Below are 22,418 nucleotides of genomic sequence, written 5' to 3'. Positions count from 1 at the left end.
GGGCGCCACCGCGTAGCGTGAGGGCATGACGACGGTCGCTCCTTACGGTTCGTGGATCTCGCCCCTGTCCGCTGCGGACGCCTCCGCCGCGGCGCCGCGTTACGACGGTGCACGTTTCGTGGCCGACGAGGTCTGGTGGGGAGAGTCGCTGCCCGATCAGGGCGGTCGCTCGTCGATCCGGCGCTCGGTCGACGGCGAGGTCGAGGATCTCCTCCCCGCCCCGTGGAGCGCGCGCTCCCGCGTGCACGAGTACGGCGGCGGGTCGTGGACGACCGATGAGGACGGTCGGCTCTTCTTCGTCGAGAAGTCCGATCAGCGCGTCTGGTCGCTCCGCAGAGGAGAGGAGCCGACGCCGCTCACCCCCGACGACCCGCAGGCCCGTCACGGCGGCCTGCGGTGGCAGCACGGGGTGCTGCTCGCGATCCGGGAAGTGCACGACGGCAGCCCCGTGCCACGGCGATCGATCGTGTCCATCCCCCAGGACGGCGGCGAGGCGCGCGAGATCGTCGGGGGAAGCGACTTCCTCGCGCAACCGGCGCTGTCGCACGACGGCAGGCACCTCGCCTGGGTGGCGTGGGACCACCCGGACATGCCCTGGGACCGCACGCAGATCCGGGTCGGAGACCTCGCCCACGGCACCGTGACGACCTGGCGCCCGATCACGTCCGGCGAGACAGCGGCACTTCAGCCGGAGTGGGATGCCTCCGGCCGGCTCATCTGGCTCGACGACCCCTCGGCCGGTCCGAACGCCGGTCGGTGGAACCTGTGGCGGCGGGACGTGGCATCCGATCTTCCGGCGGAGCCGGTCGCCCCCGCGGACGCCGACACCGGAGGCGGACTGTGGGTGCTCGGCGTCCGGTGGTACGCACTCCTGCCGGACGGCGGGATCGTCGCGGTCCGGACGCACGGCGCCGACGAGGTGGTGCGCATCGACGCGGAGGGGACCGCTCGCGCGACCGGCATCCCCGTCCGATCGCGCGCGGTCGTCGAGGATGCCCTCGGATCCCGCGTGCTGGTGTCGGGGATGGCGCCCGGGGTCACCGGCATCTGGCAGCTCGACGAAAACGGCGACGTGACGCTCGTCGTGGGCTCGCGCTCCGACCTCGGCGACGAGTGGATCCCCCCGGCGCGCCCCTTCACGGTGCACGGCCGCCACGGCGACGTCCACGCGTTCGATCACCCGCCCACCAACCCGCACCACACGGCGCCCGAGGGCGAACTTCCGCCGTACATCGCCCTCGTGCACGGAGGCCCGACGGCCCACGTCGGCGGCGTGGCCGACAGCCGGATCACATTCTTCACGAGCCGGGGCATCGGCGTCGTCGAGGTGAACTACGGCGGCTCGACCGGCTACGGGCGGGCCTATCGCGACCGGCTCCGCGGGCAGTGGGGCGTCGTCGATCGCGACGATGTCGCAGCCGCGGCATCCGGTCTCGCCGCGGAGGGACGAGCGGATGCCGCGCGCCTGGCGATCGCGGGGAGCTCGGCCGGCGGCTGGACCGTGCTCGCGGCCCTCGTCGGCACCGACGTCTTCGCCGCGGGGATCTCCCGCTACGGCGTCGGAGACGCGCGCCTGCTCGCCACCGACACCCACGACTTCGAGGCCCGCTACCTCGACGGTCTCATCGGGCCGCTCCCCGCGGCGGAGGCGTTGTACCTCGAGCGCTCACCGCTCAGCCACACGGAGGGCTTCCGCGTGCCGGTCCTGCTCCTGCAGGGATCGGACGACGCGGTCGTGCCGCCGACGCAGGCGGAGGCCATCCGCGACGCCCTGGCCGAACGCGGCGTGCCGCACGCCTACGTCCTGTACGACGGCGAGGGGCACGGGTTCCGACGAGCGGAGACCGTCGTGCACGCGCTCGAATCCGAGCTGGCCTTCCTCGGTCAGGTGTTCGGCTTCGAGACCCCCGGGGTCCCCGCGATCGCGCTCAGCTGAGTCCGAGCCGATCGGTCAGCGCGCGTACGGCGCGAGCTCGGCCGCCAGCCGCTCCGACACGTGGGCGTGGACGGCGGTGCCGCCCTCCTCGTGACGGGTCGACAGGATATGACCGGACTCGTGGACGGCGCTGACGAGATCGCCGCGGTCGTACGGGACGAGCGCGTGGACCTCGACGGCCGGCAACGGCAGAGCGTCCTCGATCGTCGCGCGCAGCTCGACGATGCCTTCGCCGGTGCGCGACGAGACGAAGTGCGCCTTCGGCTCGAGGCCGCGCAGCACGAGGCGCGTGTCGGCGTCGATCAGGTCGGCCTTGTTGAAGACGACGATCTCGTTCGTCGAGCGCGCCCCCACATCGCCCATGACGTCGCGGACGGTCGCGAGCTGTGCGGCCGGGTCGGGGTGCGACCCGTCGACGACGTGCACGATGACGTCCGCGTCGCCGACCTCCTCGAGCGTCGAGCGGAACGCCTCGACCAGCTGGTGCGGGAGGTTGCGGACGAACCCGACGGTGTCGGTGAGCGTGTAGACCCGACCGTCGGCCGCCTGCGCGCGACGGACGGTCGCGTCCAGGGTCGCGAACAGCGCGTTCTCGACGAGGACGCCCGCGCTCGTCAGCTTGTTGAGCAGACTCGACTTGCCGGCGTTCGTGTACCCGGCGATCGCGACCGACGGGATCGTGTTGCGCTTGCGCTCGGCACGCTTGGCCTCACGGGCCGGCTTGAAGTCGCGGATCTGACGGCGCAGCATCGCCATGCGCGTGCGGATGCGTCGGCGGTCGAGCTCGATCTTCGTCTCACCCGGACCGCGCGAGCCCATACCGGCGCCGCCGGCGCCGACCTGGCCACCGGCCTGTCGGCTCATCGAGTCGCCCCAGCCGCGCAGGCGCGGAAGGAGGTATTCGAGCTGGGCGAGTTCGACCTGAGCCTTGCCCTCCCGGCTCTTCGCGTGCTGGCTGAAGATGTCGAGGATGACGGTGGTCCGGTCGATGACCTTGACCTTGACGACGTCCTCGAGGGCGCGTCGCTGGCTGGGCGCGAGCTCGGTGTCGGCGATGACCGTGTCGGCACCGACGGCGACGACCAGGTCGCGGAGTTCCGCCGCCTTACCGCGGCCGATGTACGTCGCGGGATCGGGATGCGGACGACGCTGCAGCACGCCGTCGAGGACGACGGCCCCGGCTGTCTCGGCGAGTGCGGCGAGCTCGCGCAACGAGTTCTCGGCATCCTCCGTCGACCCCTGGGGGTAGACGCCCACGAGCACGACGTTCTCCAGCCGCAGCTGGCGGTACTCGACCTCGGTGACGTCCTCGAGTTCGGTGGACAGCCCCGGGACGCGGCGGAGCGCGGCGCGCTCCTCGCGGTCCCACTGGTCGCCGTCCGTGTCGCCGTAGGCGACGGTGCTCTCGTCCTGCAGCGCCTGTGCGGCGCCGAACACGCGCACCCCCGAACGCGACTCCGCTCGCGCCAGCACCCGGTCTACCGGGTCCACCGGCTCGTCCGTCGCGGCAGGGGTGGTGGTGTCTGTCATGTGATCCTTTCGCGGCCTCGCGGCCATCCGTGAACTCTAGCTTCCCGCGGCTTCCACCGCCTCCGCTACGCTCGTCGCATGGGGAGCGACCATTACTTCAGCGCGTCCCCGTCCAGCTCCGAGAACCTCCGCCGCATCCGTGTGTCCCTCGCCGGTCGCGACGTCGAGGTGACGACAGCGGGCGGGGTCTTCAGTCCCGACCATGTGGACGGCGGGACGGCGGTGCTCCTGGCGAACACGCCTCCGCCCCCGGCGGGCGGTCATCTTCTCGATCTCGGATGCGGCTGGGGTCCCATCGCGCTGTCGCTCGCCATCGACGCGCCTCACGCGACGGTGTGGGCCGTCGACGTCAACGAGCGAGCCTTGGACCTCGTCCGCCGCAACGCTGCGGAACTCAGCCTCGATAACGTCAACGCCGTGCTGCCCGAAGATGTTCCGAGCGACGTCGCCTTCCGCACCATCCGGTCCAACCCGCCGATCCGTGTCGGCAAGGATGTCCTGCACGGACTGCTCGAGACGTGGATTCCCCGGCTCGCCGAGCGCAGCGATGCCTGGCTCGTCGTGCAACGCAATCTCGGTTCCGACTCGCTGCAGCGGTGGCTCGCGGCATCCCTCGACAGGGGCTATTCGGTCACCCGTGCCGCGACCGGGCGAGGATTCCGGGTGCTGAAGGTCCGCCGTCACGGCACGCCCGCGACGGGGACGATCACCCTCCCCTGAGCGACGTCAGGCGAGCGTGATCTCGCCCGAGAAGACGAGCGACGCGGGACCGGAGAGCAGGACGCGCTCACCGGCATCCGTCCGCACGACGCGCACCCCGAGACGGCCGCCGGGGACGTCCACCGTCCACCGGTCCGGGGCACCGGCGCCCGCCCAGTGACGCACGGCCAGAGCGGATGCCGCTACCCCGGTCCCGCACGAGAGCGTCTCCCCGACGCCCCGCTCGAACACGCGCATCCGGATCGCGCCAACGCCGTCGGTGATGAGGGGTTCTTCGGGGACGACGAACTCGACGTTCGCGCCGGCTGCCGGGACGGGGTCCAGGATCGGCTGGACCGTCAGGTCGAGCCCGTCGAGCTCGGCGATGCTCGAGAGGGCGACGACGACATGGGGGTTCCCGACGTCGATGCCGAGACCGGGGCGCGCGATCTTGAGACCGTGCGCCCGCACGAGGACCTCGTCGGAGGTCGGACGCCACAGGCCGAGGTCGACTTCGAATCCGTTGTCGGCGAGCGTGACGGTCTTGGTTCCGGCGCGTGTGCCGATGCGCAGGGTCTCGCCGGCGCCGAGCGTCGCGTAACCCGCACTCAGGAGGTACTTCACGAAGACGCGAACACCGTTGCCGCACATCTCGGCGATCGAGCCGTCGGCGTTGCGGTAGTCCATGAACCACTCGGCGTCGGGAGTCTCAGAGCCTGCATCGATGGCGGCTGAACGGACGACCCGCAACAGCCCGTCGGCTCCGATCCCGAAGCGTCGGTCGGTCAGCGCGGCGATCTGCTCGCCGGTCAGGTGCAGCGACCCGTCGGGGTCGGCGACGACGACGAAGTCGTTGCCCGTCCCGTGGCCCTTCGTGAATGCGATCGTCGACACCCGCCCAGTCTAGGTGCGGGTGGATGCCGCTTCGCCGGTCAGCGCGGCGGAGTCGACCCCGCTGCGCGGAGTCCCGCATCCATGAGATCGAGGGACCACGCGACGCTGTCCTCGACATCGATATCCATCCGGAAGCCGTGCGCGGCATCCAGGACAGCGAACCCGTGGAGCACGCTCCGGAGCATGCGGATGGCGTGGACGTGCTCCTGTCTCGGCAGTCCGTAGCTGTCGAACACTCCGCCGAGGGCGTCGAGACTGTCGTGGAGCGCGATCGCGAGCGGGTCGTCATCACCGGACGGCTCGGCGGCGGCGGTCGCGGCATACCGACCCGGGTGCGCCTGTGCATAGCGCCGGAAGGCGACAGCGACGTCGGTGAGGGCGGCGCCGCGGTGTTCCGATAGCGTCGCACGGAACACCCCCGCGAGGTCCTGCGCGGCCAGGGTCGCCACCCGATGGGTGAGCTCGACGAGCCCGCCCGGCACATGCTTGTAGAGCGACGGCGGACGGACGCCGACCCGCTCCGCCAGCGCCGTCATCGTCAGGGCGGCGAGCCCCTGCTCGTCGATGAGGTCGGCTGCGGCGCGCGTCACGGCGTCGACGTCGAGGCCGGCCCTAGGCATCCGCCGCCCCCGTCCCGATCGAGAAAGCCGTTCGCAGGAACGGGACGGCGAGGTCGACGACCTCCCCCGGCCGTTCGACGTGCGGGTAGTGTCCGGCACCCTCGATGACCGCCAGCCGGCCGATGCCGGGCCTAAGCGCGGCGATCACCCCTTCTCCCTCGGCCCGGGGGTCCGCCCAGTCCGGGTCGGCCGTGCCCATCACCACGAGGACCGGCACGGTCACCTGCGGGAGCTGCTCCCCCGCATCCGCGGGACTCGTCTGCCCCATGGCCCGGAGCGCGGCCATGCGCGCGGGATCGGCGAGATGACGGGCGATGCCAGCCTGCTCCTGCGCCCAGTCTGCGGGCTTCTGCGGAATGGCGAGGTCGAGGTAGCGGAGCCACGCGGGCACACTCCCACGGAGCATCATCGTCGCCAGGCGGGTCATGCCCTTCCGATGACGGGGGTGCCGGATCAGGCCGACCGGGTCGAATCGCTGCGTGCGGGTGAACGGGGCGAGCTCGACGACCCCGACGACGTCGTGCGGGGCGCGCGCTGCCGCGACCGTCGCAGCACCTCCGCTGATCGACTGGCCGACGATGACCGCGGGACCGCCGAGATGACGGATGACGGCGAGCAGATCACCGGCTATGTCACCGCGGCTGTAGCTCGCCCACGTGGCACTCGACTCGCCGCATCCGCGGATGTCGACGTTCGCCACACGGAACCCTGCCTCGACGAGGGCCGGCACGACGAAGCGATAGGAGCGCCGGGAGTCGCCCATCCCGTGTGCCAGAACCACGAGTGGACCGTCCCCGACCACGTCGAACGCGATCTCCCCGCCTTGGACCTGGATCTTCTCGACCATCGGCGTCTCCTTCGCATCGTGTTCGATACGAGAAGGCTACGGCTATTAGCTTTAGCTTGTCAAGGGGTCGAGGAGGCGGATGCCGGGGGTCCCGGCATCCACCCACCGAATGCCGGGGTACCTCTTGAACCACGAGACCTGACGCCGCGCGTACCGACGCGTGAACGCCTGAGTCTCGGCGACGGCCTCTTCTTCGTCCATCCGGCCGCCCAGCTGCGCGAGTGCCTGCGCGTAACCGATGGCGCGAGGCGCGGTCGGACCGGACTCGAGACCCCGGGCCCGGAGGCCCTCGACCTCGGCGAGTAGACCGTCCCGCCACATCCCCCGGACCCGCTCATCGAGGCGCTCGACCAGCTCTGCACGGTCCAGGTGGACACCGACGAGTTCGGTGGCGGGATGCCACAGCACGGGCGCCTCAGGGAGCGCAGCGCCGTGGGTGTCCGCCCCTTGGAGGAGCACCTCGAGGGCCCGGACGACACGCCGGCTGTTGCGCGGATCGAGGCGATCTGCTGCTCCCGGATCGAGGTCGCGGATCCGCTCGATCAGCGCCGCGGCTCCGAGCTCGTCGAGATCCGCCTCGAGCCGGGCGCGCAGCGCCGGGTCGCGGGGCGGGAAGCGGAAGTCGAAGACCACGCTCGACACGTAGAGCCCTGAGCCCCCGACAAGGATCGCGTCGGCCCCGCGATCGAGGATGCCGCGGATCGTCGCGCGCGCCCTCTCCTGGTAGACGGCGACAGCGACGTCCTCGGTCACATCGAACTCGTCGAACAGATGATGCGGGATGCCGCGCCGCTCTGCCAGGGGGATCTTCGCGGTCCCGATGTCCATGCCGCGGTAGAGCTGCATGGCATCGGCGTTCACGATCTCCGCCGCGCGGCCGCGACGGATCAACTCCTCGGCGAGGTTCAGCGACAGCGACGTCTTACCCGTCCCGGTCGCTCCGACGATCGCCCACAGGCGCTCCGCGCCCACGAGGTCAGAGTCCGGGCGTCGCGGTGCGGATCATCGGCAGGCCGAGCGACACGGCGCGCGGACCGGCGTCACCGGCCGGAGCCGGGAGACCGCAGGAGTCGGCCTGCGCACGATCCCACGCGTCGCCGGCGCGCGTGCGGCGGATGCGCAGCGGCGCGCCGTCCGGACTGTCGGCGAGGAGGTGGAACGGCGCGGCGTGCGTGACGACCGTCGTTACCACGTCGCCGGGACGCGGCGTCGGGGAACCCTCGGGCACCTCGAAGTGGACCAGGCGGTTGTCCTCGGCGCGGCCGGTCAGGCGGCGGGTCGCGGCATCCTTCTTCCCCTCACCCGTCGAGACGAGGGCCTCGACGGTGCGCCCGAGCTGAGCCTGGTTCTCCTCGAGGGAAATGCGCTCCTGCAAGGCGACGAGGCGGTTGTAGCGCTCCTGGACGACCTCCTTCGGGACCTGATCGGGCATCGTCGCAGCGGGTGTTCCCTCGCGGATCGAGTACTGGAAGGTGAAGGCCCCCGCGAATCTCGCTTGCTCGACGACGCGCATGGTGTCCTCGAAGTCCTCATCGGTCTCGCCCGGGAAACCCACGATGATGTCGGTCGAGATCGCCGCGTGGGGCATCTTCTCGCGCACGCGGTCGAGGATGCCGAGGAACCGCTCGCTGCGGTACGACCGCCGCATCGCCTTGAGGATGCGGTCCGACCCGGACTGCAGCGGCATGTGCAGCTGCGGCATGACGGCAGGGGTCTCGGCCATCGCGTCGATGACGTCATCGGTGAACGCAGCGGGGTGCGGGCTCGTGAAGCGCACCCGCTCGAGACCCGGGATCTCGCCCGCCGCGCGCAGGAGCTTGCTGAACGCCTGGCGGTCGCCGAACTCGACGCCGTAGCTGTTGACGTTCTGGCCGAGGAGGGTGACCTCGATCGCGCCGTCGTCGACGAGCAGACGGATCTCGTTCAGGATGTCACCCGGGCGGCGATCCTTCTCCTTGCCGCGCAGGCTGGGGACGATGCAGAACGTGCAGGTGTTGTTGCACCCGACGGAGATCGAGACCCAGCCGCTGTGCGCCGAGTCGCGCTTGGTGGGGAGCGTCGACGGGAACACCTCGAGAGACTCGAGGATCTCGAGCTCCGCCTCGCCGTTGTGCCGCGCCCGCTCGAGGAGGCTCGGGAGCGAGCCCATGTTGTGGGTGCCGAAGACGACGTCGACCCAGGGTGCCTTCTGCTGGACGGCGTCCTTGTCCATCTGGGCCAGGCAGCCGCCGACGGCGATCTGCATGCCGTCGTGCTTGTCCTTGCGGCTCTTCAGGTGCCCGAGGGTGCCGTAGAGCTTGCCCGCGGCGTTGTCGCGGACGGCGCAGGTGTTGATGACGACGACGTCGGCCTCGACTCCCGCGTCAGCACGGATGTAGCCGGCCGACTCGAGGGAACCGGACAGACGCTCGGAGTCGTGGACGTTCATCTGACACCCGAAGGTCCGTACCTCGTAGGTGCGGGAGCGGCCGTCGGCGGTGACGGCTGCGTCTGACGGGGCGATGAGAGTGGGGGCAGCGGAAGGGCTGGTCATGATCAGGCCATTCTACGAGCCGCGTCGCCTCGGGACGCCCCGGGCGGTGTCAGCGCAGGAGCGAGCGGATGCGGGCCGCAGAGATGGCGCTGAAGGTGACGGCGACGGCGACGAGAACGGTGACGGCGAGCCACACGGGGACGACGCTCGAGCCGACGAAGAGATCGATCCCGTAGATCTCCTTGAGGTCACTGATGGCGCCGGCGTCCCCGCCGGCGAGAGCGGCGATCGTCTCGTCGGTGAACGGCAGGCGCAGGAGCATGGCTCCTTGGGCGAACGGGAGGGCGTTGATGGTCGACGCGACGCCATCGGGGAGAGACCCGACCGGGATGTAGGAACCCGCGACGAATCCGAGGACGGTACCCACGACCGTCGAGAACGCGGAGTAGGCACCGGTCGTCTTCAGGAAGGAGGCCCCGAAGGCTCCGAGGGAGGTGAAGGCGACGCAGCAGAGCACCATCGCACCGATCGCCCGCAGGATCTCGAGAGGACCGAGCCACGTGCCGCGGACGAGTCCGAGTTCGAGCACGGTGAGGATGAGGATGATGCCCGACATGACGATCGCGACCGACACCGAGGACAGCAGGTAGCCGAGCACCAGCTGCGATCGACGGATGGGGGCGACGAGGAAGTCGGCGAACCGGCCCGAGGCGCGATCGTCCACGAACACGGAGACCGCGCCGATCCCCGAGGTCACGGTCGTGAGCAGGACGATGCCCGACAGCATCCAACTGTCGACGAAGGCCTCGATGTCGCCGCGGGATGCGCGCGGGAGGGTGCGCTCGAGACCATCGACCTGCAGCCGGGAGAGGAAGAGCGTGTAGAGGAAGAAGAGGATGAGCCCGCTCAGCAACGAGAAGAAGACGTTCATCCGATCGCGGAAGAAAAGGGTCAGATTGCGGCGCACGATGGCCGCGATGATGCTCATGCGGCGTCCCCGACGAGCTCACCGCGGCCGGTGAGGGCGAGGAAGACGTCGTCCATCCGACCGTGCCGGAACTCGAAGTCCAGAACGTCCTCGTCGTGCTGCGCCAGCAACGTCCGTGCCGCCCGCGAGTCGGACACCTCGATCGTCAGGATGTCGCCGTCGCGAGTCGCGCTCAGTCCACCGCGGGTGGCGAGAGCGGACAGCGTGTCCGGATCTCGTGTGGTGACGGTGAGGACGCTGCGACTGTGGCGAGCGCGCAGTTCTGTGGGCGTCCCGCTCGCGACGACGCGGCCCGCGTCGATGATGGTGACCTGATCCGCCTCCTCGGTCTCGGCCATGTAGTGGGTCGTCAGGAAGACGGTGAGACCCCGCTCGGAGCGGAGCCGATCGATCGCAGCCCACACCGCCACACGACTCGCCGGGTCCAAGCCCGCGGTCGGCTCGTCGAGGAAGAGGATCGACGGCTCGTGCATGAGCGCACGGGCGATGTCCGCGCGGCGACGCTGTCCGCCCGACAGCCGGCCGTAGGGACGGTCGAGGAACTCGTCGAGTTCGACGAGGAGCGAGAGTTCGTCGAGCCTGGCAGCGAAGCGCCGACGGTCGATGTGGGAGAGCGTGGCTCGCAGGGCAAGGTTCTCGCGGACGGTCAGACCGTCATCGAGCAGTGACCGCTGGAACACGACGCCGATCCGCGACCGCACCCGTTCGCTCTCTGCCGACACGTCGTACCCCGCGACGCGGACCGTCCCGGCGTCCGCTCGGAGCAGCGTCGTGAGGCATCCGATCGTCGTGGACTTCCCGGCACCGTTCGCTCCCAGGAAGGCGAACAGCTGGCCGTCCGGCACCGCGAAGGAGACCCCGTCGACTGCGGTGACGGTTTTGTAGGACTTCACGAGACCGTCGACCTCGATCGCCATGCGCACACTCCTCCGGCCGCGCCGGGCGCGCGTAGGGCGAGTCTGTCAGATGGACGCAACCGTGGTCACGGTTCGAAGCGAACCCCATGCCGCGGGGGTGCGCTCGCCTCGTCGAGCGCACGACGCGCAACCGACAGGGCGACGGAGCCGTACCCGCGCCGGGCCAGCTGACCGGCGAGGCGCCGGAGGGCCGTATCGCGATCGAGCCCTTCGAGCCCCCGCACCTTGGACCGTGCGAACTCGAGAGCCCTCTCGGCCTCATCGTCGGGAAGTTGATCGAGCGCCTCGTCGATCACGTCGCGAGGGATGCCGCGCTGCGACAGGCCCTGCGCGATCGCCATGCGACCCTGCGCCTTGCGGGACGTCGCTTTGTCGATCAGCTGCTCGGCGAGGGCGGCGTCGTCGAGGTACCCGAGCGAGACGAACCGATCGATGATGCCCTCGAGCTCGGCCTCGTCGAGATCGTGCTCGCGGAGCACCGACCGCGCCTCGCGAAGTGAGAGGGATCGCGTCCGGAGCTTGCGCAGCAGGATCCGCTCAGCCACGGCTGCGGGCGCATCCTCACCCGCCGGAGCCACGACGGGCACGGTGCCCGTCGCCGGGTGCGCGGCACGGGCCGCGGACCTCTCGGATGCCGCACGCTCGGCGATCCACGTCGCATGCCACGGCTGCGGATCATCGCCGTTTCCGGTGACATCGCCCGCGTCGGCCGGGGCCTCCGTCCGGCGTCCGAAGAGCGGGATGACGGGGGCGAGCGAGTCCCGCTCGCCCCCGTTCGAATCCGTCATGATCAGGCCGGGCGGCGAGCCGTCAGCTCGTCCGACACCGCGGCATCCTCGGCGACGGCCTTCGGCTGGCCGATGCCGAGCTTCTGCTTGATCTTGTTCTCGATCTCGGCAGCCACGTCGGTGTTCTTCAGCAGGAAGTTGCGCGAGTTCTCTTTGCCCTGGCCGAGCTGCTCACCCTCGTACGTGTACCAGGCACCCGACTTCTTCACGATGCCGTGCTCGACACCGAAGTCGATGAGGCTTCCCTCTCGCGAGATCCCGACGCCGTAGAGGATGTCGAACTCGGCCTGCTTGAAGGGCGGCGCCATCTTGTTCTTGACGACCTTCACGCGGGTGCGGTTACCGACCGCCTCGGACCCGTCCTTCAGGGTCTCGATACGGCGGATGTCCAGTCGCACCGAGGCGTAGAACTTGAGCGCCTTACCACCCGCGGTGGTCTCGGGCGACCCGAAGAACACGCCGATCTTCTCGCGGAGCTGGTTGATGAAGATCGCCGTAGTCTTCGTCTGGTTCAGGCCACCGGTGATCTTGCGGAGCGCCTGGGACATCAGGCGGGCCTGGAGACCGACATGGGAGTCACCCATCTCACCCTTGATCTCGGCCTCGGGGACGAGAGCGGCGACGGAGTCGATGACGACCAGGTCGATGGCACCGGAGCGGATCAGCATGTCGGCGATCTCGAGCGCCTGCTCACCGGTGTCGGGCTGCGAGACGAGGAGAGCATCGATGTCGACGCCCAGCTTCTCGGCGTAGCCGGGATCCAGCGCGTGCTCGGCGTCGATGAAGGCGGCGATACCGCCGGCCCGCTGCGTGTTCGCGATGGCGTGGAGCGTGAGGGTCGTCTTACCCGAGGACTCGGGACCGTAGATCTCGACGACGCGGCCGCGAGGGATTCCGCCGATACCCAGGGCGACGTCGAGGGCGATCGATCCGGTCGGGATGACCTCGACCGGCGCGCGCTCGTCGCTTCCGAGTCGCATGATCGACCCCTTGCCGAACTGGCGGTCGATCTGGGCGAGGGCCGATTCGAGGGCCTTCTCGCGGTCTGCAGGTGAGGGCATGTCGTACTCCTTGATACTCGCGGTTCCGTCGCCCGTAGGCTGTCGCGCTCCTCACCGACGGATCGGATGCTGCGACAGGGCGTGGGTGTCATCTGACGACATTCACGTTAGGAGGGGGCTCCGACATCGCTGCCGGATCCGGCCCTTACGTGAACGACGTCTCTACGACACCCGTTGTGCAGGAGACTACGCCCGCATCGAACGCATCTTCGATACGACACGCCGACTCACCGGCGTGGATCGAGCCTTCCGGCGCCGTAACGGCGGTCCACGGGGACGTCCGTCTCGGCGCACAGGGCATACCAGACATCACGCGGAGCGACACCTGCGGCCAAGGCCTCGCGGGCAGTCCGATTGTCGACGCCGGTCAGCACCAGGTCCGAGACGAGGGACGCGCCTCCCGATCCGAACTCGTCGGCGACGGCGCGATCGAATTCGCTGTGACGCATCGAGTGGTCAGCGCAGCGACAGCTCGGGGGCCGGGACCTCGTCGCCAAGGGAGGCGAGGTCGTCGGGAACGACGTCGGAGAGGGAATGCAGTCCCTCGAGCACCGAGATCCGCTCGCCGACCTCGCGCATGATCGCGGAGATCGGGACGTCGAGGGCCTCGGCCACGGCGGCGAGGATCTCGCTCGAGGCTTCCTTCTGACCGCGCTCGACCTCGCTGAGGTACCCGAGTGCGACGCTCGCCTTGCCGGAGACCTGTCGGAGGGTGTGACCCTTCTGCAGCCGGAAGTCGCGGAGGACGTCACCGATCTCTTGACGAACCAGGATCATGCGTGGGCCCTCCCTCAGCTGCGATCCACCGAATCCCTTGCGGGGGAACCACGGTACAACACGTTGGATGTCACCCTAGACCCCGCGTGCTGGGGAATGAGTGGGAATCACCGAGTCGTAACGCGCTCGGAACAAGGCCTATTCCCGGCTCAGAGCGCTTCCACCGCGAGGGCGATCGCACGGGCCGCTGCGGCCGTCCGGATCTCGTCCCGATCGCCCTCGAGCGCGAGGGACTCGACCCGCGAACCGAGCGGGGTCGACACGGCGATGTGGACTGTGCCGACGGGCTGGCCGTCCGAGGAGACCGGTCCGGCGATCCCGGTCGTGGCGATCCCCACGTCGGCCGGCTCGCCCTCGCCGACGACACGACGGATGCCGTCCGCCATCTGACGGGCGACACGGGGATGGACCGGCCCGTGCGCCTCGAGGAGGGTGCCGTCCACGCCGAGCAGCCGCTCCTTCAGATCCGTGGCGTACGCGACGATCGCCCCGCGGAACACCGAGGACGCCCCCGGGACGGACACGACGGATGCCGCGACCAGACCCCCGGTCAGCGACTCGGCGACGCCCAGCGTCCAGCCCAGTTCCCCGAGCCGTTCGACCAGTCGCTCCGAGTCCGAACGAGGACCGCGGGACACCGCGGTCTCCTCGAGCTCTTCCGGCAGTTCGCTGACGGTGCGGCGCATCATGCTCGGCGCGACGTGCTGGAACGGATGGCCGTGACGACGTAGTCGAGACCACTCGCAACGGTCAGCAGGACGGCGATCGTCATCGTCACCGTATTGACGACGTGGATCCACTCCCCTACGACCGTCCACAAGGGCAGGAGGGCGAGGGAGAGGGCGACGGCCTGTGCGACGGTCTTGAGCTTGCCCATCCACGCAGCCGCCACGACGTGGTCCGTCGCGACCACGAGGCGATGGACGGTGATGCCCAGTTCGCGCACCAGCACCAGCACGACCACCCACGGCGGGAGTTCACCGAGGATCGAGAGGACCACGAACGCGGCGCCGGTGAGCACCTTGTCGGCGATGGGGTCGAGCAGCTTGCCCAGATCCGTGACGATCTCATAGCGACGCGCGAGGTAGCCGTCGATCCCGTCGGTCGCGATCGCGACGATGAACAGGACGCCTGCCCACCAACGAAGCGCGCCGTCCGATCCGCCGTCGGCGAGCAGAAGCCAGACGAACACGGGTGCGCACAGGATGCGCACGATCGTGATGGCGTTGGGCAGCTGCCTCGGAATCGTCACGTCTTGAGCCTACCGAGCCCCGCAGCCGACGTCAGTCGCGGCCGGTGAGACCCCAGGCATCCTCATCGCCCTCGGACTCGACGACCTCGTAACCCTCGAACTGCTCCGTCACCGCGTCAGGCCCGTAAGGGTCGGTCGCGACGGCCTCAGCCGCAGGGGCGGCGGGGGCGGCATCCTCCGGCGGCTCCTCGCCGCGCAGGCGCGCGAGGACGGCAGGGAGCTCGTCGGGCGTCACGAGGACGTCGCGGGCCTTCGATCCCTCGGAAGGGCCGACGATCTCGCGCGCCTCGAGGAGGTCCATGAGGCGTCCGGCCTTCGCGAAGCCGACCCGGAGCTTGCGCTGCAGCATCGAGGTCGAGCCGAACTGGGTCGTGATGATCTGCTCGGCGGCCGCCAGGAGGAGCTCGAGGTCGTCACCGATGTCGGCGTCGATCTCCTTCTTCTCGATGACCGCTTCGACGTCCTTGCGGTACTCGGGACGCGCCTGGTTCTTGACGTGGCCCACGACCTTCTCGATCTCCTTCTCGGCCACCCAGGCACCCTGCACGCGGACCGCCTTCGAGGCGCCCATCGGCAGGAAGAGACCGTCGCCCTGGCCGATCAGGCGGTCGGCTCCGGGCTGGTCGAGGATGACGCGCGAGTCGGTGACACTCGTCACCGCGAAGGCCAGACGCGAGGGCACGTTCGCCTTGATGAGACCGGTGACGACGTCGACCGAGGGACGCTGCGTCGCCAGGACGAGGTGGATGCCGGAGGCACGGGCGAGCTGCGTGATGCGGACGATCGAGTCCTCGACGTCGCGGGGCGCGACCATCATGAGGTCGGCGAGCTCGTCGACGACCACGAGGAGGTACGGGTAGGGCTTCAGGACGCGCTCACTGCCCGCGGGGAGCTGGATCTCGTTGGCGACGACCGCCCTGTTGAAGTCGTCGATGTGGCGGAAGCCGAACGACGCGAGGTCGTCGTACCGCATGTCCATCTCCTTCACGACCCACTGCAGCGCCTCGGCCGCCTTCTTGGGGTTCGTGATGATCGGCGTGATGAGGTGCGGCACCCCGGCGTACGACGTGAGCTCGACGCGCTTCGGGTCGATGAGGACCATGCGGACGTCCGACGGCTTCGCCCGCATCAGAAGGCTCGTGATCATGGAGTTCACGAAGCTCGACTTACCCGAGCCGGTGGAGCCGGCGACGAGCAGGTGGGGCATCTTCGCGAGGTTGGCGACGACGTACCCGCCGCCGACGTCCTTGCCGATCCCGATCGTCATGGGATGCGTCGCCTGCTGCGCGTTCGGCGAGCGGAGGACGTCGCCGAGGGTGACGATCTCGCGGTCGGTGTTCGGGATCTCGACGCCGATGGCACTCTTGCCGGGGATCGGCGCGAGGATGCGGACCTCGTTCGAGGCGACGGCGTAGGCGATGTTGTTCGTGAGCGCCGTGATGCGCTCGACCTTGACCCCCGAGCCGAGCGAGATCTCGTACTGCGTCACGGTCGGGCCGCGGGAGAACCCGGTCACCTTGGCGTCGATGGAGAACTGCTCGAAGACACCCATGATCGCGCGGACCATGGCGTCGTTGGCCTCTGAGCGCGCCTTGTGGGGCGTCCCCGCCGCGAGCGCGTCAGCGGAGGGCAGGCGGTAGTCGGCGGCATCCGGATCGACGGAGTCGAGGTTCGCGGCCACGAAATCGGGCAGCGGCGGAACCGGCGGCGCCTCGGGCACGGCGTCGCGCTTGCGGCCGGGCGTGCGGGGAGCGGCGGGCGCGATGATCTCGGTGACCGCGTCGGGCACGACCTCGGGGGTCGGCGTCGTGACGGGGTTGTCGAAGCTGCCGTCACCGCTCGCCTCGAGAAGGGCCGTGAGGTCGTCCGCTCCGAGGCCGCCGTCGGCGTCCTCCTCACGGCCGGACTTGTTGCGGCGCCACCAGGGCAGGGAATCGCTCTCGTCCTCGGGAGCGTCGAACGCGACCGTCGGGCCGGTCTGTCCCTTCGCCGGGGCGGCGTCGGGATCGGGCCGCTCGGCGTCGAACATCCAGGCGTAGAGGTCGCCCAGGCGACGCCCGATGCGGTTGGGCGGCGTCTTGGTCAGGATGAGCACGCTCAGCAGGGCGAGCAGGCCCATGACGATTCCGGCGCCCACCTCGGTCAGCACCGTCAGGGGCTCACCGATCGCCCAGCCGAACAGTCCACCCGCGGCGCTCAACGCCATCAGACCCTCGCTGGGCTTCGGCCGGTCGGCCACGACGTGGCAGAAACCGGCCACCGCCAGGATGAACAGCCCCGCACCGATCCCGATGCGCCCGTTGTCGTGGACGGACGGCGGATGCCGGAACAGCCACCCGGCCAGGATCAGCAGGATGACGGGGAAGATAAAGGCCTCGCGGCCGATGAGCGCACCGACCGAGTAGGCGCTGATGTTCGTCCCGACCTCGGTACCGATGAGGAACCACTCCACGACGGCACCGGCGACGGCCATGAGCACCAGGAGGAACGGGAACCCGTCGCGGCGCTGATCCTTCTCGAGGGACTCGGATCCGAACGCCCGGAACATGCCGCCCGCGATGTGCGCGAGGCCCAGCCACGCGCGGACGACGATCGGCGGCCGATCGGCGTCATCGACGTAGTGGCGCGGTGCGGGTTCGGCCTTGCGGCGGGGGGCCGGATCGGCCTTCTTCGCGCGCGCCGAGGAGCCCGACGCGGACGCGCGGGGTTTGCTGGTCGGACTGCTACTCCTGGGCATACTCTCCACGGTAAGCCGCGGGACCGACATGTCCCAGGATTGACGCGACCCCGCGACCGTCGGGACTCAAGAGAGGCGCTTGATCATGGTGTCGCGCCCGAATCCGCTGCGGGTCACCGCGAACCCCTCCGAGCGATAGAGGACCTGCGCGAAATTACCTCGCTCGACGGAGAGGCAGATGCGCGCGCGGCCCTCGGCTCGAGCGGCCTCGCACAGCCGGCGCAGCAGAGTGCGACCGACGCCGTGCGAGCGCCAGAGCGCCTTCACCCCGATGATGAGCTCGGGCACCCCGGTCCCCACGTAGCCGAATCCGGGGTCGGTCCGAGGGAGGGTGCGGTACCAGGCCGCGCCGATCAGTTCCGACCCGGCGACGGCGACGAAACCGACGTCCCCCGGGCGCATCCATCCGGCGAGGTACCGACCGTGATCGGGATCGGCCAGGATCTCATGCCGCGGTCGCGGGGCGCCGGCTCGCCAGTTGGCGGCCTCGACGACCATGTCGCCGAGGAACACGCCGTCCGCCTGCGTGGCAGGACGAAGCGACCACGACTCGGGCATGCCCGAATGCTAGCGCCCGGGTCAGGCCTCGATCACCATCGGGACGATCATCGGACGGCGACGCAGCGACTGGTTCACCCAGCGGCCGATCGCACGACGGACGACCTGCTGCAGGGCGTGCGGGTCGCGGACGCCCGACTGGGCGGCTTCGGTCAGCGCCTGGGCGATCTTCGGCTTCACCGAATCGAACACGGCGTCGTCCTCCGCGACTCCGCGCGCGTGGATCTCAGGCCCCGTGACGATGCGGCCGGTCGCGGCATCCACCACCACGATGACGGAGATGAAGCCCTCCTCACCGAGGATGCGGCGGTCCTTGAGGTCGGCATCCGTGATCTCGCCGACCGATGATCCGTCGACGTAGACGAAGCCCAGGTCGAGCTGACCGACGACCGTCGCGACGCCGTCCTTGAGGTCGATGACCGTGCCGTTCTCGGCGATGATCGTGTTCGCCGCGGGGACGCCGCTGTCCTGGGCGAGCTTCGCGTTCGCCATCAGATGTCGGTACTCGCCGTGGACGGGGAGCACGTTCTTCGGCTTCAGGATGTTGTAGCAGTAGAGCAGCTCGCCCGCGGCGGCGTGGCCCGAGACGTGGACCTTCGCATTCGCCTTGTGGACGACGTTGGCGCCGAGCTTCGTCAGGCCGTCGATCACGCGGTACACCGCGTTCTCGTTGCCCGGGATGAGGCTCGACGCGAGGATGACGGTGTCGCCCTCCCCCGGCTCGATCGCGTGGTCGAGGTTGGCCATGCGGGACAGGACCGCCATGGGCTCTCCCTGCGACCCGGTGGACATGTAGACGATGCGGTCGTCGGGCAGGTCCTTGGCCTTCTTGTAGTCGATCAGCACACCGTCGGGCACATGCAGGTACCCCAGCTGCTCGGCGATCGTCATGTTCCGGACCATCGAGCGGCCGAGGAACGCGACGCGGCGACCGTGCGCGGCGGCCGCGTCGATGACCTGCTGGACGCGGTGGATGTGGCTCGAGAAGCTCGCGACGATGACGCGACGCGGCGCCTTGCCGATGACCTGGTCGAGCACCGGGCCGATCGCCCGCTCGAGCGGGGTGAACCCGGGCACGTCCGCGTTCGTCGAGTCGACGAGGAACATGTCGACGCCCTCTTCGCCGAGACGCGCGAAGGCGCGAAGGTCCGTGAGGCGGCCGTCGAGCGGCAGCTGATCCATCTTGAAGTCACCCGTTGCCAGCACGAGTCCGGCAGGGGTGCGGATGCCGACGGCGAGCGCATCGGGGATGGAGTGGTTCACCGCGACGAACTCGAGGTCGAACGGTCCGACCTGCTCGCGCTGCCCCTCCTTCACCGTCAGCGTGTAGGGCTTGATCCGGTGTTCCTTGAGCTTCGCCTCGACGAGCGCGAGGGTCAGCTGCGAACCGATGAGGGGGATGTCGCCCTTGCGCTTGAGCAGGTACGGGACCGCACCGATGTGGTCCTCGTGGCCGTGCGTGAGGACGACGCCGACGATGTCGTCGAGGCGTCCGCGGATCGCCTCGAAGTCCGGGAGGATCAGGTCGACGCCGGGCTGGTGCTCCTCGGGGAAGAGCACGCCGCAGTCGACGATCAGCAGCTTGCCGTCGAACTCGAAGACGGTCATGTTGCGACCGATCTCACCGAGTCCGCCGACGGGGGTCACCCGGAGCGTTCCGGGAGCGAGCTTGGCGGGGGCGGAGACGGTATTTGTCATCGAGTGGTTCCATGCACCTTCGGAAGGGCGCCGCCGGCAGCGGCATTGCGATCAGGTCGGAAGTTGGAGAAGTCGGCGCCCTCGATGTCCTTCACGAGGTCGAGCTCGTCCTCGATGAGGGCGGCCTCCCACTCTTCGGGTCCTACGAGCGGCAAGCGCACGCGCGGACTCGAGATGCGGCCGAGGCCGTGAAGGATGTACTTGGCGCTGACCGTCCCCGGGACGTGCGTCATGACGGCACGGACGAGCGGTTCGAGCTTCTGGTGGGCGGCGGTCGCCGTCGTGAGGTCTCCCCGGTTGACGGCATCCACGATGGCCCGGTACGGAGCCGACGTGATGTTCGCCGTGACGCCGATGAGACCGGCGGCCCCGATCGAAAGGTGCGGGAGGACGTTCGCGTCGTCGCCGGAGAAGTAGAGCAGGTCCGTCTGGTTGAGGACCCGGCTGACCTCGCTGAAGTCGCCCTTGGCGTCCTTCACCGCGAGGATGTTCGGGTGCTTGGCGAGGCGGAGGATCGTCTCGTACTTGATGGGCACGCCGGTGCGACCAGGGATGTCGTAGAGGATCACCGGCAGGTCGGTGGCGTCCGCGACGAGACGGAAGTGGGTCAGGATGCCGGCCTGGGTCGGCTTGTTGTAGTACGGCGTGACGATCATGATGCCGTCCGCTCCGGCCTTCTCGCTCGCCTTGTAGAGCTCGATCGCGTGCGCGGTCTCGTTGGAACCGCCGCCCGTGATGATCTTCGCGCGGCCGGAGGAGACGGATTTGCCCACCTCGACGAGCTTCAGCTTCTCGGCATCCGTCAGCGTGCTGGTCTCACCGGTCGTGCCGGTCACAACGATGCCGTCGGCACCGCCGGTGATGACGTCGTCGATGTGCTTCTCTACGGCCGGCCAATCGACCTCGCCGTCGGCCGTCATCGGAGTGACGAGCGCGACGAGCACCTGACCGAACGGATTGGCGGAGTGCGTCATGGTTCCCAGGGTACCGGTCGGGGTCCGTCGGCCGCGTCGTGGGTTCGTTGGGGGTGGGTGGCGGGGCGGTCGCGGGGCGACCGGTATCGCAGAGCAGCGGCGAGTCGCGCGGCGGAGCGGTCTTCTGCGTCAGCGGCCGCGGGAGGCGGCGGCGACCACGAGGCGATCGGGCAGCAGCCGCGACACGGCGACGAGCATCTTGTACCGGAGTGACGGGATGCTGACGGCCCGGCCGCGCGCGGCATCCTTCAGCGACGCGCGCACCACCTGCGGGGCGGTCAGCCACATCCAGCCGGCGACCCCCTCCTCCCCCGGCGGCAGGCCGAGTCGCTCGTGGAAGTTCGTGTGGACGTAGCCGGGACAGACCGCCGTGACGGTCACTCCCCTCGGGGCGTAGACCGCGTTCGCCCACCGGCTGAAGCTGACGACCCAGGCCTTCGCCGCGCCGTAGGTGCCACGCGGGACGAGGGCGGCGACCGAGGCGATGTTCAGGATGCGGCCGCGTCCTCGCGCGAGCATGCCCGGCAGGGCGGCCCGTGTCAGCCTCATCGTGACCTCGACGTGCAGTTCGAGGTGCCGGGCCTCGTCTTCGATGTCGCCCGAGGCGAACCCGAGCGAGAGCCCGTACCCAGCGCTGTTGACGAGAAGATCGACGCCCTGCTTGAGTCGCTCCTCGACGAGCCGTCGCTGAGCGGGGTCCAGCAGGTCCGCGACGAGGATCTCGGCACGTCCACCGCGGCCTTCGATCTCGTCGGCCAGGACCTGCAGGGCGCCGCGGTCCCGGGCGACGAGGACGACGTCGGCGCCGCGCGCCGCCAGCTGGCGGGCGTACTCCGCTCCGATACCGGAGCTCGCTCCCGTGACGAATGCAGTGCGGGTCATGCGCGTCAGCCTAGGACGCGCCGGAGGTCAGGGGGCGACGCGACCGTTCGCGTTGAAGGCGGCGAACGTGAGCGGCATGAGTTCGCGCCACACGTTCTCCATCTTCTCGGCGCACATCTCGATCTCGCGCTGCGGGAACGACGGGAAGTGCGTGCCCTCGCGCATCGTGCGCAGCGACAGGAAGTTCATGAGCGACCGGGCGTTCACCGTGACGTACATCGACGACATGATGTTGAGCGGCAGGACGATGCGGGCGACTTCACGCGCGACGCCGGCATCCAGCATCCGCTGGTAGCTCTCGAAGGCGGCGACGGATGCCTCGCGCGTCTCGCGGGCAACGAGCTCGACCTGCTCCTCGGAACCGGGGAGGAACTGGTACGCGCCGGGCTTGCCGACCTGGACGAGGTTCCGCTCGGGCGCGGGGACGTAGAACACGGGACGGAGCTCGCGGTAGCGGCCCGACTCCTCGTTGTAGGACGCCATCCGGTGCCGCATGAACTCGCGGAAGACGAAGATCGGCGCCTGCACGTAGAAGGTCATCGAGTTGTGCTCGAACGGCGAGCCGTGCCGATCGCGCATCAGGTAGTTGATGAGGCCGCGGTCGCGGGCGGTCGCCTCGGAGCCGTCGGCGGCCGAAGCGAGGGTCTGCTCGCCCTGCGTCGACACGCGCGCCGCGAACAGCACGTCACTGTCCGCTGCCGACGAGCGCACCAGCTCGACCGTGACATCGCTGCGGAACTCGATCTCGGGGCTCTCGGGGCGCTCACTCACGGCTCACACACTACCC

22 protein-coding genes are annotated in these 22,418 nt (G+C 69.6%); 2 read left to right on the top strand and 20 right to left on the bottom strand.

All coding sequences use genetic code 11. From position 1 onward, the window contains the following. The first annotated feature begins 25 nt into the window (after nt 1-25). On the top strand, nt 26-1,936 hold the full coding sequence (locus Q9S78_RS06630; RefSeq protein WP_311869601.1) for a prolyl oligopeptidase family serine peptidase: 1,911 nt from the start codon (nt 26-28) through the stop codon (nt 1,934-1,936). Nucleotides 1,937-1,951: 15 nt separating this feature from the next. Here Q9S78_RS06630 and hflX read toward each other — a convergent pair whose 3' ends face one another. Further along, nucleotides 1,952-3,466: a GTPase HflX gene (gene hflX / locus Q9S78_RS06625; protein ID WP_311869598.1), complete on the bottom strand. Its 1,515-nt coding sequence runs from the start codon at nt 3,464-3,466 to the stop codon at nt 1,952-1,954. 78 nt (nt 3,467-3,544) lie between these two features. Here hflX and Q9S78_RS06620 point away from each other — a divergent pair, with 78 nt between their 5' ends. Further along, a complete protein-coding gene (locus Q9S78_RS06620; RefSeq protein ID WP_311869596.1) occupies nt 3,545-4,186 on the top strand; it encodes a class I SAM-dependent methyltransferase in 642 nt (213 codons plus the stop codon). Nucleotides 4,187-4,192: 6 nt separating this feature from the next. Here Q9S78_RS06620 and dapF read toward each other — a convergent pair whose 3' ends face one another. The 19 genes from dapF to thyX form a co-directional block, all read right to left on the bottom strand. After that, nucleotides 4,193-5,059 carry a diaminopimelate epimerase gene (gene dapF, locus Q9S78_RS06615; protein WP_116228414.1) on the bottom strand — a complete coding sequence of 289 codons (867 nt, stop codon included), beginning with the start codon at nt 5,057-5,059 and terminating at the stop codon, nt 4,193-4,195. Nucleotides 5,060-5,097: 38 nt separating this feature from the next. Continuing rightward, a complete protein-coding gene (locus Q9S78_RS06610) occupies nt 5,098-5,679 on the bottom strand; it encodes a TetR/AcrR family transcriptional regulator (RefSeq protein WP_311869589.1) in 582 nt (193 codons plus the stop codon). Continuing rightward, nucleotides 5,672-6,526 carry an alpha/beta fold hydrolase gene (locus Q9S78_RS06605; protein ID WP_311869587.1) on the bottom strand — a complete coding sequence of 285 codons (855 nt, stop codon included), beginning with the start codon at nt 6,524-6,526 and terminating at the stop codon, nt 5,672-5,674. Before Q9S78_RS06605 ends, Q9S78_RS06610 begins: the two co-directional genes overlap by 8 nt. 51 nt (nt 6,527-6,577) lie before the next feature. Further along, the gene (gene miaA, locus Q9S78_RS06600) at nt 6,578-7,498 is read right to left on the bottom strand and encodes a tRNA (adenosine(37)-N6)-dimethylallyltransferase MiaA (protein WP_311869586.1); all 921 of its coding nucleotides are present in this window, start codon (nt 7,496-7,498) and stop codon (nt 6,578-6,580) included. A 4-nt stretch (nt 7,499-7,502) separates the two neighbouring features. Next, nucleotides 7,503-9,059, bottom strand: coding sequence for a tRNA (N6-isopentenyl adenosine(37)-C2)-methylthiotransferase MiaB (gene miaB, locus Q9S78_RS06595; RefSeq protein ID WP_311869582.1), 1,557 nt, complete (start codon nt 9,057-9,059; stop codon nt 7,503-7,505). 49 nt (nt 9,060-9,108) lie between these two features. Next, on the bottom strand, nt 9,109-9,987 hold the full coding sequence (locus Q9S78_RS06590; protein WP_311869580.1) for an ABC transporter permease: 879 nt from the start codon (nt 9,985-9,987) through the stop codon (nt 9,109-9,111). Next, entirely contained in the window at nt 9,984-10,904 is a 921-nt protein-coding gene (locus Q9S78_RS06585) for an ABC transporter ATP-binding protein (RefSeq protein ID WP_018187209.1), read from the bottom strand. Before Q9S78_RS06585 ends, Q9S78_RS06590 begins: the two co-directional genes overlap by 4 nt. A 65-nt stretch (nt 10,905-10,969) precedes the next feature. After that, nucleotides 10,970-11,692 (bottom strand): regulatory protein RecX, encoded by a 723-nt coding sequence (locus tag Q9S78_RS06580; protein ID WP_311869578.1) that lies wholly within the window; start codon nt 11,690-11,692, stop codon nt 10,970-10,972. Nucleotides 11,693-11,694: 2 nt separating this feature from the next. Beyond that, nucleotides 11,695-12,753, bottom strand: coding sequence for a recombinase RecA (gene recA, locus Q9S78_RS06575; RefSeq protein ID WP_018187207.1), 1,059 nt, complete (start codon nt 12,751-12,753; stop codon nt 11,695-11,697). A 227-nt stretch (nt 12,754-12,980) separates the two neighbouring features. After that, on the bottom strand, nt 12,981-13,202 hold the full coding sequence (locus tag Q9S78_RS06570; RefSeq protein WP_018187206.1) for a DUF3046 domain-containing protein: 222 nt from the start codon (nt 13,200-13,202) through the stop codon (nt 12,981-12,983). A 7-nt stretch (nt 13,203-13,209) separates the two neighbouring features. Then, the gene (locus tag Q9S78_RS06565) at nt 13,210-13,530 is read right to left on the bottom strand and encodes a helix-turn-helix domain-containing protein (RefSeq protein WP_018187205.1); all 321 of its coding nucleotides are present in this window, start codon (nt 13,528-13,530) and stop codon (nt 13,210-13,212) included. A gap of 149 nt (nt 13,531-13,679) precedes the next feature. Continuing rightward, nucleotides 13,680-14,216: a CinA family protein gene (locus Q9S78_RS06560; RefSeq protein WP_018187204.1), complete on the bottom strand. Its 537-nt coding sequence runs from the start codon at nt 14,214-14,216 to the stop codon at nt 13,680-13,682. Continuing rightward, nucleotides 14,216-14,782 (bottom strand): CDP-diacylglycerol--glycerol-3-phosphate 3-phosphatidyltransferase, encoded by a 567-nt coding sequence (pgsA, locus tag Q9S78_RS06555; protein WP_311869575.1) that lies wholly within the window; start codon nt 14,780-14,782, stop codon nt 14,216-14,218. Before pgsA ends, Q9S78_RS06560 begins: the two co-directional genes overlap by 1 nt. A gap of 31 nt (nt 14,783-14,813) precedes the next feature. Next, nucleotides 14,814-17,519: a DNA translocase FtsK gene (locus Q9S78_RS06550; protein ID WP_311869572.1), complete on the bottom strand. Its 2,706-nt coding sequence runs from the start codon at nt 17,517-17,519 to the stop codon at nt 14,814-14,816. A 66-nt stretch (nt 17,520-17,585) separates the two neighbouring features. Then, nucleotides 17,586-18,077, bottom strand: a complete 492-nt coding sequence (locus Q9S78_RS06545) for a GNAT family N-acetyltransferase (protein WP_018187201.1) — start codon at nt 18,075-18,077, stop codon at nt 17,586-17,588. Between the two features lie 21 nt (nt 18,078-18,098). Next, nucleotides 18,099-19,775, bottom strand: a complete 1,677-nt coding sequence (locus Q9S78_RS06540; protein WP_311869568.1) for a ribonuclease J — start codon at nt 19,773-19,775, stop codon at nt 18,099-18,101. Further along, nucleotides 19,772-20,749 carry a 4-hydroxy-tetrahydrodipicolinate synthase gene (dapA, locus tag Q9S78_RS06535; protein ID WP_018187199.1) on the bottom strand — a complete coding sequence of 326 codons (978 nt, stop codon included), beginning with the start codon at nt 20,747-20,749 and terminating at the stop codon, nt 19,772-19,774. The genes Q9S78_RS06540 and dapA overlap by 4 nt, the downstream gene beginning before the upstream one ends. A 129-nt stretch (nt 20,750-20,878) precedes the next feature. Then, on the bottom strand, nt 20,879-21,631 hold the full coding sequence (locus tag Q9S78_RS06530) for an SDR family NAD(P)-dependent oxidoreductase (protein WP_311869565.1): 753 nt from the start codon (nt 21,629-21,631) through the stop codon (nt 20,879-20,881). Between the two features lie 27 nt (nt 21,632-21,658). Further along, nucleotides 21,659-22,402, bottom strand: a complete 744-nt coding sequence (gene thyX, locus Q9S78_RS06525; protein ID WP_311869563.1) for an FAD-dependent thymidylate synthase — start codon at nt 22,400-22,402, stop codon at nt 21,659-21,661. Between the last annotated feature and the right edge of the window lie 16 nt (nt 22,403-22,418).

It is taken from the genome of Microbacterium aquilitoris (assembly GCF_031932285.1).
GTDB lineage: Bacteria > Actinomycetota > Actinomycetes > Actinomycetales > Microbacteriaceae > Microbacterium > Microbacterium aquilitoris.
The sequence above is the reverse complement of the archived record's forward strand: the minus strand, read 5'-3'. Positions and strand labels throughout refer to the sequence as shown.

Excerpts from the sequence above, each read along its gene's own strand:
- Q9S78_RS06630 (WP_311869601.1), top strand. The coding sequence starts at position 26 with ATGACGACGGTCGCTCCTTACGGTTCGTGGATCTCGCCCCTGTCCGCT.
- hflX (WP_311869598.1), bottom strand. The coding sequence starts at position 3,466 with ATGACAGACACCACCACCCCTGCCGCGACGGACGAGCCGGTGGACCCG.
- Q9S78_RS06620 (WP_311869596.1), top strand. The coding sequence starts at position 3,545 with ATGGGGAGCGACCATTACTTCAGCGCGTCCCCGTCCAGCTCCGAGAAC.
- Q9S78_RS06610 (WP_311869589.1), bottom strand. The coding sequence starts at position 5,679 with ATGCCTAGGGCCGGCCTCGACGTCGACGCCGTGACGCGCGCCGCAGCC.
- Q9S78_RS06605 (WP_311869587.1), bottom strand. The coding sequence starts at position 6,526 with ATGGTCGAGAAGATCCAGGTCCAAGGCGGGGAGATCGCGTTCGACGTG.
- miaB (WP_311869582.1), bottom strand. The coding sequence starts at position 9,059 with ATGACCAGCCCTTCCGCTGCCCCCACTCTCATCGCCCCGTCAGACGCA.
- Q9S78_RS06590 (WP_311869580.1), bottom strand. The coding sequence starts at position 9,987 with ATGAGCATCATCGCGGCCATCGTGCGCCGCAATCTGACCCTTTTCTTC.
- Q9S78_RS06585 (WP_018187209.1), bottom strand. The coding sequence starts at position 10,904 with ATGGCGATCGAGGTCGACGGTCTCGTGAAGTCCTACAAAACCGTCACC.
- Q9S78_RS06580 (WP_311869578.1), bottom strand. The coding sequence starts at position 11,692 with ATGACGGATTCGAACGGGGGCGAGCGGGACTCGCTCGCCCCCGTCATC.
- recA (WP_018187207.1), bottom strand. The coding sequence starts at position 12,753 with ATGCCCTCACCTGCAGACCGCGAGAAGGCCCTCGAATCGGCCCTCGCC.
- Q9S78_RS06570 (WP_018187206.1), bottom strand. The coding sequence starts at position 13,202 with ATGCGTCACAGCGAATTCGATCGCGCCGTCGCCGACGAGTTCGGATCG.
- Q9S78_RS06565 (WP_018187205.1), bottom strand. The coding sequence starts at position 13,530 with ATGATCCTGGTTCGTCAAGAGATCGGTGACGTCCTCCGCGACTTCCGG.
- Q9S78_RS06560 (WP_018187204.1), bottom strand. The coding sequence starts at position 14,216 with ATGCGCCGCACCGTCAGCGAACTGCCGGAAGAGCTCGAGGAGACCGCG.
- Q9S78_RS06550 (WP_311869572.1), bottom strand. The coding sequence starts at position 17,519 with ATGCCCAGGAGTAGCAGTCCGACCAGCAAACCCCGCGCGTCCGCGTCG.
- Q9S78_RS06545 (WP_018187201.1), bottom strand. The coding sequence starts at position 18,077 with ATGCCCGAGTCGTGGTCGCTTCGTCCTGCCACGCAGGCGGACGGCGTG.
- Q9S78_RS06540 (WP_311869568.1), bottom strand. The coding sequence starts at position 19,775 with ATGACAAATACCGTCTCCGCCCCCGCCAAGCTCGCTCCCGGAACGCTC.
- dapA (WP_018187199.1), bottom strand. The coding sequence starts at position 20,749 with ATGACGCACTCCGCCAATCCGTTCGGTCAGGTGCTCGTCGCGCTCGTC.
- Q9S78_RS06530 (WP_311869565.1), bottom strand. The coding sequence starts at position 21,631 with ATGACCCGCACTGCATTCGTCACGGGAGCGAGCTCCGGTATCGGAGCG.